The following is a 13201-nucleotide window of genomic DNA, read 5'->3' on the forward strand; positions in this document are numbered from 1 at the left end:
GCCGGGCGCCCTGGCCGCAACCCTTTTGGACGGACCACCGGGATGCTACTGCAACAGATACTCAATGGAACGGTGTCCGGCGCGATCTATGCCCTGTTCGCGCTTGGCTTCACGCTGATCTTCGGCGTGCAGAAACTGCTGAACCTCGCCCATGGCGCGATCTTCATGGCCGGTGCCTTCATCGCCTATTACGCGACGGCGCAGGGGCTGCCCTTCTGGTTCGCGCTGCTGCTGGCGACCATCGCGACCGGGGCGATCTCGGTCGTGGTGGATTTCGTGGCCTTCCGGCAATTGCGCAAGTCGGGCCATGCCGAATTCGCCGCCATCGTCACCTCGATCGGGGTGGACCTGATCCTGATGAACATCGCCCAGCAGGTCTCGAACACCAAGGTGCTGAGCTTTCCCTTCGGCACCTTCCCGGTCAAGTTCTTCAGCTTCTGGGGGATGCGCATCTCGCTGTTGCAGCTGACCATCCTGGGGCTGGTGCTGGTCCTGGTGCTGGCCCTGGCCTATTACATCAACCGCACCAGCTTCGGCCGCCAGGTCCGGGCGGTGTCCAGCAACGAACATGCCTCGGCGCTGCTGGGCATCTCGGCCGCGGCGGTCTATCGCCAGACCTTCTTCATCGCCGGGGCGCTGGCGGGGCTGGCGGGGGTGCTGATCGGCCTGTCCTTCAACTCCATCCACTTCATGATGGGCGAGCCCTTCCTGCTGCAAGCCTTCGTCGTGGTGGTGATCGGCGGGCTGGGCTCGCTTCAGGGCGCGGTGGTCGCGGCGATCCTGATCGGGATCGTGCAGTCGCTGACCATCGCCTATCTGTCCAGCGAACTGTCCACCGCGATCATCTTCGTGCTGCTGTTCGTCACGCTGCTGTTCTTTCCGAACGGCCTGTTCGGACGCGCCGGCAACTATGCAGGAGGAAGCCGCAGATGATGTCCTTTTACTATTCCTATCAGCCGCTCATCGACTTCTTCCTGATCGCGGTCGGGCTGGGCTACAGCCAGCAGCTGGCGCTGCGCGCGGGCGTGTTCTCGATCGCGACGGCGGGCTTCTCGGCGCTTGGCGCCTATGCCACGGCGATCCTGGTGACGCGATACGGCGTCCCGGTGCCGGCGGCCATCCTGGTCTCGGCCGTGGTGGGGATGGCGGTCAGCTATGTGCTGTCGGTGCCGCTGGCGCGGCTGCGCGGCGCCTTCCAGGCCATCGCCACGCTGGCCTTCGTGCAGGTGGTGATCGCGCTGCTCTTGTATTTCGAAAGCTTCACCGGCGGCGCCATCGGCATCTCGGGCATCCCGCGGGTGATGAATACCGGCTGGCTGCTGCTGGCGGTGCTGGTCACGATCTACGTGATCTGGTCGATCAACCGCACCTCGGTCGGCCGGGTGTTCAACGCGCTGCGCCAGGACGATTCCGTCGCCGCCTCGCTCGGCGTGCCGATCAAGTCCTATTACGCGCTGGCCTTCGTGCTGTCGGGGCTGATCGGCGCGGTCTTTGGGGCGCTGCGTTCGCTTTACGTCTTCAACATCGAGCCGGTGGATTTCGGTTTTCACGCCATGGTCGCCAGCCTGACCGTGGTGGTGCTGGGCGGGCGCAACACGCTCCTGGGCCCCATCGCCGGGGCGCTGATCATGGCGATCCTGCCCGAACTGGCGCGCCCGCTGGCCGAGAACCGCGGCATCCTGAACGGGGTGATCCTGATCCTGGTCATCACCTTCCTGCCGAACGGCGTGGGCGATGAGCTGGTCTACTGGCTGCGCCGCCGCCTGCGCCGCGCGCCCAAAACCATGTCCAAGCGGAAGGAGGGGGCCGATGTCGTCGCTGCGGATTGAGGACGCCTGCAAGTATTTCGGAGGGCTGAAGGCCGTCGACGGCATCAACATGACCGTCCCCGCCGGCCGGATCACCGGGCTGATCGGCCCGAACGGCGCCGGCAAAAGCACCGTCGTCAACATGATCTCGGGCGTCTACAACCTGACCAGGGGCGAGGTCTACCTGGACGAGCAGCAGCTTACCCGGCTGCATGTGGACGAGGTCGCCCGCTGCGGCATCGCCCGCACCTTCCAGAACATCCGCCTGCTGCCCGAGGAAAGCGTCCTCGACAATGTCGTCATCGGCTATTTCCGCAAGCAGCGCAGCGGGGTCATGTCCAGCCTGATGGGCCTGCCCGCCGCCCTGGCCGAGACCCGCCGCCTGCGCGAGCAGGCCTGGGAGCTGCTGGGCCGCTTCGGCATCCAGAAATATGCCGATTACGAGGCGGGCAGCCTGCCCTATGGCCATCAGCGCCGGGTCGAGATGGCCCGTTCGATCGCCGCGGCGCCGCGCATCGTCATGCTGGACGAGCCCGTGGCCGGCATGAACGAGGTCGAATCCGCCGAAATGGCCGAGATCTTCGAGGATCTGGCGCGTTCGGGCATGGGGCTTTTGCTGATCGAGCATAACGTGGCCTTCGTCTCGCGCCTGTGCAGCCAGGTCTATGTGCTGGATTCCGGCCGCATGATCGCCGAGGGGCCGCCCGAGGCCGTCACCCGCGATCCAAAGGTCATCGAAGCCTATATCGGAGGCAAGGCCGATGCTGCTTGAAGTCAGGAATCTGAGCGTCTCCTACAAGGGCATCCAAGCGCTGCGCGATGTCAGCCTGCATGTGAACCGCGGCGAGATGGTGGCGCTGGTCGGCTCGAACGGGGCGGGGAAATCGACGCTTCTGAACGCGCTGAGCCGGACCGTGGTGCCGCAAAGGGGGCAGGTCGTCTTCGACGGCAAGGATCTGGGCCGCATGGCCGCCTTCCAGGTCTCGCGCCAGGGCCTGCTGCATGTCCCCGAGGGGCGGCAGGTGCTGGCCGACATGTCGGTCTGGGAAAACCTGCAGCTGGGCATGCTGGCCCTGGGCCAGCGGCCGGCGCGATACAGCCTGGAACAGGTCTACGGCATCTTCCCGATCCTGGAGGAGCGCGCCGACCAGATCGCCGGCACGCTCTCGGGCGGCCAGCAGCAGATGCTGGCCATCGGCCGCGCGCTGATGGGCGCGCCGGAAATCCTGCTGCTGGACGAGCCGTCGCTGGGCCTGTCGCCGCTGATGGGCGACCAGGTCTTCGACGCGCTGACCCGGCTCAACCGCGAGGGGCTGACCATCCTGCTGGTCGAGCAGAACGCCTATCGCGCGCTGGAATGCACGCAGCGGGCCTATGTTCTGGATCGCGGCCGGATCGTGATGGAGGGCGCCTCGGACGTGCTGATGCGCGACCAGCGGGTGATCGAAAGCTATCTGGGCGCCTGAGCGGACATGGCCGAGCGCATCCTGACCCTGCACCAGCTCAGCCTGCGCGACACCGATCCGGTGGCGCTGGTCCGGGCCGCCGCCGCGGCGGGCTTTCCCTTCGTCACGGTCTTTCTGCACCCGCCGGCGCCGCAGCTCGACATCTTTCCGCGGCTGCTGCCCGGCGCGCCCACGCGGGCCTTCGTGCAGGCGATGCGGGCAGAGGGCGTGCAGGTCCACAATGTCGAGGCCCTGCCCTTTTCCGGCCGCACCGATCCCGCCGACTACCTGCCGGTGCTGGACCATGCCGCCGAGATCGGGGCGCGGCGCGCCACCGTGCTGGTCTACGACCGCGACCTGCCCCGCGCCTCGGACCGGCTGTCGCAGACCTGCGACGCGGCAGCCGCGCGCGGCATCGCCCTTTCCATCGAGTTCATGGCGTTTTCCTCGCTGCGCACGGTGGGCGAGGCGGCGGATTTCGTGCGCCGGAGCGGCCACGCGAACCTGAGCCTGCTGGTCGATCCGCTGCACCTGGCGCGCACCGGCGGCAGCCCGGCCCAGCTTGGCGCCCTGGCCGACACCATCGGCGCGCTGCAATTCTGCGACGCGATGCTGGCCCCGCCCGAGGACGCCTTTCGCGAGGCGGTCGAGGATCGCGAGATACCGGGCGAGGGCGAACTGCCGCTGCAAGCCCTGCTGGACGCCACCGATCCCGGCCTGCCGCTGGATGTCGAGGTGCCGATGCTGCGGCTTGAGAAACAGGGGCTGGACCCCATCGCCCGCGCGCAACTGCTGAAACGGGCGCTGCTGCGCTATCGGCTGTGAAGGGCCGGGCCTTCAGCTGCGCCGCACCAGCACGCGGCGGCCGGAAATCCTGACCTCGACCCTGGGCAGGTCGCTGCAAAGCGAGGACATGGCCTTGCCGGTCGAGCAGTCGAAGCGGGCGCCGTGCTTGGGACAGATGACCACGTTGCCTTCCACCTCGCCCTCGGACAGGCGGGCGAAGTTATGCGTGCAATTGCCCGAAAAGGCGACGATCTCGCCGTCGCGGCGGCACAGGATCACCTCGCGCCCGCCTGCGGTGACGAACCAGGGCCCCATGCTCGGCACCTGCATGACCGCACCGACATCGACGAATTCCTCGGCATCGGCGCCCAATCCTCTGGGGATCATTCTCTGCCCTTCCCTTCTTGCGGCAGGTTTCAAGGGAAACGCCGGGCCGGTCAACCGGCCCGGCGCATGGCTCAGGCGCGGCGCTGGTCGAAGCGGCGGCCGATCATGGCGGCGGTGATGTTCACCTTCTGGATGTCCACCGCGCCGCCGGCGATGCCCCAGCCCCAGGAATCCCGCAGCCGGCGTTCCATCGGATATTCCTTGGAATAGCCGTAGCCGCCCATCAGCTGCACGGCATTGCCGGTCACTTCGCGCGAGATCTCGTTGGCAAAGCATTTCGCCAGCGAACTGTCCAGGATCGAGGGCATCCCGTCCTGGGCGTTCTGCGCCGCGCGATGGATCAGAAGCCGCGCCGCATCGACGCGCAGCCGCATTTCGGCCAGCTTGATCTGCACCGCCTGGAAATCGACCAGCGGCCGGCCGAACTGGTGGCGTTCCTGGACATAGCCCAGCACATCCTCGAGCGCGCCGGAAGCCTGGCCCAACGACATGGTGGCATTGCCGCAGCGCTCCAGGTCGAAGGCTTCCATCAGCCGCTTGAAGCCGCCGCCGGGCACGACGACATTCTCCAGCGGCAGCTCGACATTGTCGAAGAACAGGTCGCTCGACGGCACGCCGCGGAACCCCATCAGCCGCTCTTGCGGGCCGAAGCTGAAGCCGGGCGTGCCCTTTTCCACATAGACCGCACCGATCGAGCCCGCGCCCGGCCTGTCGTCGAAGCGGGCATAGACCAGGTAGCCCTGGGCATGGCCGCCGCCAGAGCACCAGCGCTTCGCGCCGTTCAGCACCACCTTGTCCGATTCGACGCGGGCGCGGGTCTTCAGGTCGGTCAGGGCCGAGCCGGCATCGGGTTCGGACATGCCGATGGCGACGACCTTCTCGCCGCGGCAGACGGCGGGGATCACCCGCGCCTTCAGGCTTTCGGGCGCGAAACGCTCGATGGCGCGCACCGGGCCGACGCAGGATTCGAAGACCGGAAACGCCACGGCCGAGCTGATCTTGGCGAACTCCTCGACGACGAGCAGCGCCTCCAGGTTGCCAAGCCCCATGCCGCCGTATTCCTCGGCCACGTTGATGCCAAGAAAGCCCAGCTCGGCATAGCGCCTGACCCATTCATGCGGGACGGGCTCTGCCTTCTCTTCAAGGTCGCGGGCAAGATCCACCAGCTCGGTGCGGGCGAACTTGCGCGCCGCCTCTTGCAGGTCACGCTGGATCTCGGTCAGCCGGAAATCCATCCTCTCCTCCAAAAATACAGTTTGTGCTTTCTTAGTATACGTAAAGGCCATCGTTTGAACATATATAAATTGACACGCCCGCAAGAATCGACCAGTTTCCGGGGGCAAGACGAGCGGGAGAGGGCCATGCAACAAAGCCGCACCGACATCCTGAAGGCCTATCGGCAGATGCGGATGATCCGGGAATTCGAGGAAAGACTGCATATCGAGAATCGCAGCGGCGAGATCGCCGGCTTCACGCATCTGTATGCGGGGCAAGAGGCGATCGCCGTCGGCATCTGCGAGCATCTGACCGACCGCGACTATATCAGTTCGACCCATCGCGGGCATGGCCATTGCATCGCCAAGGGCTGCGACCCGCGGCTGATGATGCACGAGATCTATGGCCGCGCCGACGGGCTGTGCAAGGGCCGCGGCGGCTCGATGCACATCGCCGACATCGACAAGGGGATGCTGGGCGCGAACGGCATCGTCGGCGGCGGCCCGCCCATCGCGGTGGGGGCGGCGCTGGCCTGCCAGGCGCGCGGCGACGGCAGCGTGGCGGTGTCCTTCGGCGGCGGCGGCTCGTCGAACCAGGGCACGGTCTTCGAGGCGATGAACATGGCCGTCGTGCTGAAGCTGCCCAAGATCTTCGTCTTCGAACTGAACGGCTATTCCGAACACACCGGCGAAGGCTATGGCATCGGCTCGGACCTGGCCGGGCGGACGCGAGGCTTCGGCCTGCCGGTCTTCGAGGCGGATGGCTTCGACTATTTCTCGGTCCACCAGGCGATGGCGGATGCGCTGGAGCATGTGCGCGCAGGCAAGGGCCCCTGCGCCCTGATCGCCGAGGCGACCCGCTATTTCGGCCATTTCGAGGGCGACCCGCAGAACTACCGCGCCAAGGACGAGGTCAAGACCCTGCGCGAGACCCAGGACGCCCTGCTGCGTTTCCGCCGGAAAGTCACCGAGGCCAAGCTGATCGAGGCGGCCGAGCTGGATGCCATCGACGCCGAGATCGCGGCCTTCATCGAGGATTGCGTGGCCTCGGCCCGCAAGGCGCCGGCGCCGGGGGTCGAGATCATGCTGTCTGACGTCTATGCCGATTACTAGGACCGCATCATGACCGTGAAGACTATGCGAGAGGCGCTGAACGAGGCGCTGTTTCAGGAGATGCGCCGCGATCCCGGCGTCATCGTCATCGGCGAGGACGTGTCGGGTGGCGCCGGCGGGTCGTCGGGCAGCCGCGATGCGGCCGGCGGCATCTTCGGCGTGACCAAGGGTCTGATGGGCGAGTTCGGCGACAAGCGCGTCATCGACACGCCGATTTCGGAAAGCGCCATCATCGGCCTGGCCAATGGCGCGGCGCTGGCCGGCATGCGCCCCGTGGCCGAGCTGATGTTCGCCGATTTCGTCGGCGTCGCCATGGACCAGATCTATAACCAGATGGCCAAGTTCCGCTATATGTTCGGCGGCAAGGCCAAGGCGCCCATCGTCGTGCGCATGTCCATGGGCGCCGGCATGAACGCCGCCGCCCAGCACAGCCAGACCATCTATTCCATGCTTTCGGCCGTGCCGGGGCTGAAGGTGGTGGTGCCGTCGAACCCGGCCGATGCCAAGGGCATGCTGGCCGCGGCGATCCGCGACGACGACCCGGTGATCTTCCTGGAACACAAGGCGCTTTATTCCAGCAAGGGCGAGGTGCCGGACGACGAATACGTGGCGCCGCTGCATGGCGCGAGCCTGGTGCAATCGGGCAAGGATGCGACCGTGGTCACGCTGGGCCGCATGGTCTCCTTTGCCGCAAAGGCGGCGGCGAAGCTGGCCGGGGACGGGATCACCGTCGATCTGATCGACCTGCGTTCCACCTCGCCCATCGACGAAGAGATGATCCTGGAAAGCCTGTCGCTGACCGGGCGGCTGGTGGTCGTGGACGAATCCAACCCGGTCTGCTCGATCGCCTCGGAAATCGCCGCCATCGCGGCCGAAAAGGGCTTTGCCTCGCTGCGTACGCCGGTGGTGCGGGTCACGGCGCCACATACGCCGGTGCCCTTCGCCCGCGAATTGGAGCGCATGTATGTTCCCGGTCCCGACCGGATCGAAGCGGCCATCCGCAAAGCCGTGAAAGGAGAGTGAGCATGGCCCGGATCCATCCCGTCACCCTACCGAAATGGGGCCTTGAAATGTCCGAGGGCCAGATCTCGCGCTGGATCGTCGCCGAGGGCGACAGCGTCGAGCCGGGCACCGAGCTGGTCGACATCGAGACCGACAAGATCGTCAACACGCTGGACACCGACCGGGGCGGCACCCTGCGCCGCATCCTGGTGCCCGAGGGCGAAACCGCCCCGGTCGGCGCGCTGATCGCCGTGCTGGCCGAGGCCGATGCCAGCGAGGCCGAGCTGGCCGAATTCATCGCCTCCTACGTGCCCGTCGATGCCTCGTTCGAACCCAAGGACGAGGGACGGGCGGAATCCGCAGGGCCCGAACCCTCCCCCGCCGCCGATGCTCCTGCGGATGCCGGCGCCGCGCCGAAGGCCTCCCCCTTGGCGCGCCGCATCGCCGAACAGGACGGCATCGACCTGGCCGGGGTTCAGGGTTCGGGCTGGGGTGGCAAGATCAGGAAGGCCGACCTGCCGCCGCGCCCCGCCGCGCTTGCCCCCGACGAGGCGGCAAGGCGGAATGGGGGCGCCCATGCCAGCCCGGTCGCGGTGAATTTCGCCAATGCGCTTGGCTTCGACCTGACCGGGCTGAAGCCCAGCGGCTATCGCGGGCGCATCTCGCTGGCCGATGTGCAGGCAGCGGTCCAGGCGGCCGGCCTGTGGTCGCCGCCGGCGGCCGCGATTCCCGCCGCGCCTGGGGCAGCGCCGGCTGCGGCTGCGGCGCAGGGGGTCGAGCAGCCCTTTACCGGGATGCGCAAATCCATCGCCAACGCGCTGCGCCATTCCAAGCAGACCGTGCCGCATTTCTACACCGCCATGGATGTCGAGATGGACGCGCTGATGGCGCTGCGCAGCCAGTTCAACAGCGGGCGCGAGGGCGCGAGAATTTCGGTCAACGACTTCCTGCTGCGCGCCGCCGCCCTGGCCCTGGCGGCCCATCCCGAGGTGAACATCCACGTCTCGGACAGCGGCATCACCCGCTTCGACCAGGTCGATCTGTGCGTCGCGGTCGCCATCGACGCCGGGCTGGTCACGCCGGTGATCCGCAATGCCGCCCAGCGGCCCCTGACCGAGATCTCGGCCGAAGCGGGGCGGCTGATCGCCGCTGCCCGCGACCGCAGCCTGACCGCCGAGGATCTGCGCGGCGGCACCTTCACCCTGTCCAACCTGGGCATGTATGGCGTGCGCAGTTTCGATGCGATCATCAACCCGCCCCAGGGCGCGATCCTGGCGGTGGGCGGCCCCCGGCGCGAGGCGCGCGAGACCGCCGATGGCGGGCTGCGTTTCGCCAGCGTCGCGACGCTGACGCTGTCGGCCGATCACCGCGGCATCGACGGCGCGGTCGCCGCGCAGTTCCTGTCCACCCTCAAGGCCCGGATCGAAGCGCCGATGTCGCTGGTGATGTGACGCCGTATCCCGGCGCGGCCAAGGCCCCCTTTCGGGGGCCTTTGCCTATTCGGGGACCGGCCAATGCGCCGCGAAGGGATGCGAGGCGTCGTAAAGCTCCAGCAGTTCCACGACATTGCCGTCCGGGTCATGGCCATAGACCGCGTTGAAGGTCGGCCGCGGCAGGGGCGAGGAATGGAACGCCACGCCCTTCTGCTGCAGCCGTTCGTATTCGGCGTCCAGATCCTGCACCGCCAGGCAAAGATGCGTCAGCCCGGCCCCGAACAGGCGCTGATGCGGGCTGCGCCGTTCCGGGGCCGGCGCCTCGAACTGGAACAGTTCCAGATAGCAGTTCCGGTGCCGCAGCATCGCCAATTGTGCGGCCGAACCGCTGGCGCCCAGCAGCGCGTTCTGGACCTCGGCATCGGCGGTCCAGGACTGGCGGTGGACCAGCTCGAACCCCAGCACCTCGGTATAGAAGCCGATCAGCCTTTCGATGTCATGGGTCGAGATCGCCGCGTGATGGACCCCCAGGATCACGCCCGCTGTTCCTCGGGCTGGTAATGCTGCACCCATCCGGTCCAGCTTGGCAGCGATTCGGGATAGTCGCCGGGCAGCGGCGCATCATATCCGCGCTGGCGCAGGGGCGAGGCCAGCGCCTGGGCATAATCCTGCACGGGGACGTAATACAGGAACTTCAGCAATCGCGAGGCGAAATACCATGCGCCGTCGCGGCGGCGGTATTCGTCCTCGTAGCGCAGCGAGCCGACCAGCACCTGGCCGTTGCGCACTGCTTCGGCATGGCAGAACACCTCGCCGGTGGCGCGGTCGGGGTCGGCGGGATCGAAGGTCACGACCGTGTCATGGGTCCAATGGACCGACAGGCCCAGCACCTCGAAGCGCTTGCGATACATCTGCATGATGCCCCCCAGCCCTTCGCCGTTCATGCGTCCGTCGGCCGAGCGCACCCAGGAATCCTCGCGAAACAGCGACCGCAGCAGGGGCACGTCGCGGTCGTCGCAGGCTTTGCAGTAATGCGAAATCAGCGCCAGGATCTCGGCGCGCGATTCCAGCCGGTCCAGCCGGGTTTCGATGTCGGTCACTTCCTTCTCCCTTATAGCAATAATGCAATTATTGCACACGTTGACTTGCATTTCATTATATTGTTTTCTTCACTCGGTATAAATATCAGGATCAGCCATGCCCGCCGAACTGTTCCCCCGCCCGCAGGTCCGGGAAAGCACCCTGCCCGCACCGGAGGGCTGGATCGAGCTGCCCTCGCCCGGCGGGTTCTGCGACACCTTCGGCCCCGTGCATGCGACGCGCGACGGGGTGGGGCAATTCGCGGTAGGCTTTCGTTGCGCGGAACGCCACCTGAACCCATCGCGCTATTGCCACGGCGCGGCTCTGGCGGCCTTTACCGACATGCAGGCTTACGGCGTGCAGCATCTGGTCGGCTATGCGGCGGCGGTGGTGCCCACGATCTCGATGAACATCGACTTCCTGTCCATCGTCCACCTCGGCGACTGGGTGCGCGGCGACATCGAGGTGACGCGCAAGACCCGCAACCTGGTCTTTGCCCAGATGCGATGCAGCGTCGGCGACCGGCCGGTGATGAACGCCCGCGCGCTCTTCAAGGTCATGGCGATGGACGCGCTGGCCGACACCACCTATTTCGACCGCATCGGCCCCGAGATCGAGCGCCGCTTCGCGCGCATCGGCCGCTGATGGCAAGCCAGCCCCCCATCCCCGGCAGGCGATACGACCTGACCGCCGCGCTGGACGACCGGGTGCGCGCACTTTGCGCCGCCCCGCCGCGGCAGGGCGACCTGGCGCATCCGATCCACGCCTATCTGGGCGCGCTGGCGGCAATGCCGGCGCCCATCGGCGATTTCAGCCGCAACCTGGGGCTGGCCTTCGATGCCGGTCCGGTGCTGGGCGAATGCCGGCTGTCCTTTCCCGGCCGGCTGCGGGTCGGCCAAGCCTATGACGCCACGGTCGAGGTTCTGGACCTGACGCGCAAGCCCAGCCGCCGCTTTGGCCAGGCCGACCATCTGGCGCTGGCCATCACGCTGTCGGACCAGGCCGGCCCGGCCAGCGTGCTGCAATTCAGGATGATTACCCCGGTGGTGGCCGATGACTGACAGGCAGGACGAAACCGGCTGGAGCTTCGGCCCGGTCAGCGGCCCCGACATGGCGGAATGGTGCGCGCTTCTGCGCGACGACAACGCCATCCACCTGCGGCGCGAGGCCGCCGAGGCGGCGGGCTTCGGCCCCCGGTGCGTCAATCCCGGCCCGGCCAACCTGGCCTATGTCATCAGCACCGCCATGGCCGCCCATCCGCAGGCCGAGTTCGCCGAGATCGCCGCCTTCTTCGCCGACAACGTCTTCGAGGGCGACCGGCTTGCCGCCCGGCTGACCCCCGAGCCCGGCGGCGCACTTTACGCCGAGGGGCGCGCGGCGCCGGTCCTGCGGGTCCAATTCAGCTTCAAGGAGCATGACTGATGTCCGATATCCCGACGGCAAGCGGCACGACGGTCTGGCGCCTGATCGCCGGGCGCGCCCATGACCGGCCCGAGGCGCCGGCGCTGATCGAGGGCGACCGGGTGCTGAGCTATGCCGGGATGATCGCCGCCGCCGACCGCATCGCCGCCGACCTGGCGGCGCGGGGCGTGACGCGGGGCGACCGCGTGGCCGTCCTGTCCGAGAACTGCATCGAATACGGCCTGACGCAGCTGGCCTGCGCCAAGCTGGGGGCGATGGTCGCCTGCCTGAACTGGCGGCTGGTGGCGCCGGAACTGGCCTGGTGCATCGACCTGGTCCAGCCGCGGCTTATGCTTTGCTCGGCCCGCCACCGCGACCTGGCCCGCGCCGCCTGCCCCGACCGCAAGGCCCTGGACCTGCGCAGCCTGGGATGCGAGGGCGAGGCCCCCGACCAGGCCCGGCCCGAGGACGGGTTCATCATCATCTATACCTCGGGCACCACCGGCCGGCCCAAGGCCGCCGTCATCAGCCAGCGGGCGCAGATCGCGCGCATGTGCGCCTTTCGGCTGGACCTGGGGCTCGCGCGCGAGGACGGCTATATCTCATGGGCGCCGATGTTCCACATGGGGGGCACCGAGCATCTGTTCTCGACCCTGCTGATCGGCGGCGCCGTCACCGTGATGGACGGGTTCGACGCCGACCGGATCATCGACACGCTGGAGCAGCAGCGCATCGGCTGGCTGATGACCGTGCCCGCCACCACCGAGCTTCTGCTGGCCCGCCTGCGGACGCGCCGGCCCCGGATCAAGGGCGTGCGGGTGGTCGGAGCCATGGCGGACATGACGCCGGCCGCGGTCATCGACGAGGTGACGCGTCGTCTCGATGCGCCCTATCTCAATTCCTTCGGCGCGACCGAGACCGGGATGCCGCCGCTCTCCGGCGACCTGATCCGGCCCGGAGAGATGCCGCGCAGCCTTGCCAAGAAGCTGAGCGTGCTGACCGAGCTGCGCCTTGTCGGCCCCGACGGCCGCGACGTGGCCCAGGGCGAGACCGGCGAAGCCTGGGTCAGGGGGCCGACGCTTTTCAGCGGCTACTGGAACGCCGACGAGGTCAACCGCGACAGTTTCAGCGGCGGCTGGTTCCACATGGGCGACCTGTTCCGCCGCACGCCCGCGGGCTATGAATTCGCCGGGCGCTCGAAATATCTCATCAAGTCCGGGGGCGAGAACATCTATCCGGCCGAGATCGAGCGGGTGATCCTGGCCGATCCGCGCGTCGCCGACGCCATCGTCGTGCGCCGCCCCGATCCGCATTGGGGCGAGGTGCCGGTGGCGGTGGTGGCGCGCTGCGACGACAGCCTGGACGAGGCCGGGGTGATCGCGCTGTGCCGCGGCGCCAGCCTGGCCGGCTACAAGCGCCCCAAGGACGTGGTCTTCGTCCCGGTCGAGCGCTTTCCGCGCAGCACCAGCGGCAAGATCATCCGCGAAGAGGTCGAAACCATGGTGCTGGACGCCACGGCCTGAACGGCCGCG

The 13201-nt window shown here is 67.7% G+C and carries 16 protein-coding genes; 12 read left to right on the top strand and 4 right to left on the bottom strand.

The window, feature by feature from the left end; all coding sequences use genetic code 11:
* Positions 1–72: 72 nt before the first annotated feature.
* From E3U26_RS13355 to E3U26_RS13375, 5 genes are read left to right on the top strand one after another with little or no spacing between them, the layout of a single operon-like run.
* A complete protein-coding gene (locus E3U26_RS13355) occupies positions 73–933 on the top strand; it encodes a branched-chain amino acid ABC transporter permease (RefSeq protein ID WP_499106160.1) in 861 nt (286 codons plus the stop codon).
* Entirely contained in the window at positions 930–1829 is a 900-nt protein-coding gene (locus E3U26_RS13360; protein ID WP_024844832.1) for a branched-chain amino acid ABC transporter permease, read from the top strand. Before E3U26_RS13355 ends, E3U26_RS13360 begins: the two co-directional genes overlap by 4 nt.
* Positions 1810–2580: an ABC transporter ATP-binding protein gene (locus E3U26_RS13365; RefSeq protein ID WP_499106161.1), complete on the top strand. Its 771-nt coding sequence runs from the start codon at positions 1810–1812 to the stop codon at positions 2578–2580. The genes E3U26_RS13360 and E3U26_RS13365 overlap by 20 nt, the downstream gene beginning before the upstream one ends.
* Positions 2570–3274, top strand: a complete 705-nt coding sequence (locus E3U26_RS13370; protein ID WP_036757230.1) for an ABC transporter ATP-binding protein — start codon at positions 2570–2572, stop codon at positions 3272–3274. Before E3U26_RS13365 ends, E3U26_RS13370 begins: the two co-directional genes overlap by 11 nt.
* Positions 3275–3280: 6 nt before the next feature.
* Positions 3281–4078 (top strand): sugar phosphate isomerase/epimerase family protein, encoded by a 798-nt coding sequence (locus E3U26_RS13375; RefSeq protein ID WP_499106162.1) that lies wholly within the window; start codon positions 3281–3283, stop codon positions 4076–4078.
* Between the two features lie 12 nt (positions 4079–4090).
* Here E3U26_RS13375 and E3U26_RS13380 read toward each other — a convergent pair whose 3' ends face one another.
* The gene (locus tag E3U26_RS13380; protein ID WP_036757234.1) at positions 4091–4426 is read right to left on the bottom strand and encodes a Rieske (2Fe-2S) protein; all 336 of its coding nucleotides are present in this window, start codon (positions 4424–4426) and stop codon (positions 4091–4093) included.
* Between the two features lie 71 nt (positions 4427–4497).
* Positions 4498–5661 (bottom strand): acyl-CoA dehydrogenase family protein, encoded by a 1164-nt coding sequence (locus E3U26_RS13385; protein WP_072463250.1) that lies wholly within the window; start codon positions 5659–5661, stop codon positions 4498–4500.
* A 126-nt stretch (positions 5662–5787) separates the two neighbouring features.
* Between E3U26_RS13385 and E3U26_RS13390 the strand changes: the two genes are divergently transcribed.
* From E3U26_RS13390 to E3U26_RS13400, 3 genes are read left to right on the top strand one after another with little or no spacing between them, the layout of a single operon-like run.
* The gene (locus tag E3U26_RS13390; RefSeq protein WP_072463249.1) at positions 5788–6753 is read left to right on the top strand and encodes a thiamine pyrophosphate-dependent dehydrogenase E1 component subunit alpha; all 966 of its coding nucleotides are present in this window, start codon (positions 5788–5790) and stop codon (positions 6751–6753) included.
* Between the two features lie 9 nt (positions 6754–6762).
* Complete coding sequence (locus E3U26_RS13395; RefSeq protein WP_114669072.1) at positions 6763–7776, top strand: alpha-ketoacid dehydrogenase subunit beta; 1014 nt, start codon at positions 6763–6765, stop codon at positions 7774–7776.
* A 2-nt stretch (positions 7777–7778) separates the two neighbouring features.
* A complete protein-coding gene (locus E3U26_RS13400) occupies positions 7779–9206 on the top strand; it encodes a dihydrolipoamide acetyltransferase family protein (protein WP_114669073.1) in 1428 nt (475 codons plus the stop codon).
* A 45-nt stretch (positions 9207–9251) separates the two neighbouring features.
* Here E3U26_RS13400 and E3U26_RS13405 read toward each other — a convergent pair whose 3' ends face one another.
* Together E3U26_RS13405 and E3U26_RS13410 are read right to left on the bottom strand one after the other, a co-directional pair.
* Positions 9252–9725, bottom strand: coding sequence for a VOC family protein (locus tag E3U26_RS13405; protein WP_072463247.1), 474 nt, complete (start codon positions 9723–9725; stop codon positions 9252–9254).
* Positions 9722–10288, bottom strand: coding sequence for a nuclear transport factor 2 family protein (locus E3U26_RS13410; protein ID WP_181817326.1), 567 nt, complete (start codon positions 10286–10288; stop codon positions 9722–9724). The genes E3U26_RS13405 and E3U26_RS13410 overlap by 4 nt, the downstream gene beginning before the upstream one ends.
* A 97-nt stretch (positions 10289–10385) precedes the next feature.
* On the opposite strand from E3U26_RS13410, the gene E3U26_RS13415 reads away from it, so the two are divergent.
* The 4 genes from E3U26_RS13415 to E3U26_RS13430 are packed head-to-tail and all read left to right on the top strand — an operon-like array spanning position 10386 to position 13192.
* Positions 10386–10913, top strand: a complete 528-nt coding sequence (locus E3U26_RS13415; protein WP_114669076.1) for a PaaI family thioesterase — start codon at positions 10386–10388, stop codon at positions 10911–10913.
* Positions 10913–11329 (top strand): hypothetical protein, encoded by a 417-nt coding sequence (locus E3U26_RS13420; protein WP_036757244.1) that lies wholly within the window; start codon positions 10913–10915, stop codon positions 11327–11329. The genes E3U26_RS13415 and E3U26_RS13420 overlap by 1 nt, the downstream gene beginning before the upstream one ends.
* Positions 11322–11690, top strand: a complete 369-nt coding sequence (locus E3U26_RS13425; protein ID WP_499106163.1) for a hotdog family protein — start codon at positions 11322–11324, stop codon at positions 11688–11690. Before E3U26_RS13420 ends, E3U26_RS13425 begins: the two co-directional genes overlap by 8 nt.
* Positions 11690–13192 (top strand): class I adenylate-forming enzyme family protein, encoded by a 1503-nt coding sequence (locus E3U26_RS13430; RefSeq protein ID WP_499106164.1) that lies wholly within the window; start codon positions 11690–11692, stop codon positions 13190–13192. Before E3U26_RS13425 ends, E3U26_RS13430 begins: the two co-directional genes overlap by 1 nt.
* The last annotated feature ends 9 nt before the right edge of the window (positions 13193–13201 follow it).

It is taken from the genome of Paracoccus ferrooxidans (assembly GCF_029909815.1).
GTDB lineage: Bacteria > Pseudomonadota > Alphaproteobacteria > Rhodobacterales > Rhodobacteraceae > Paracoccus > Paracoccus versutus.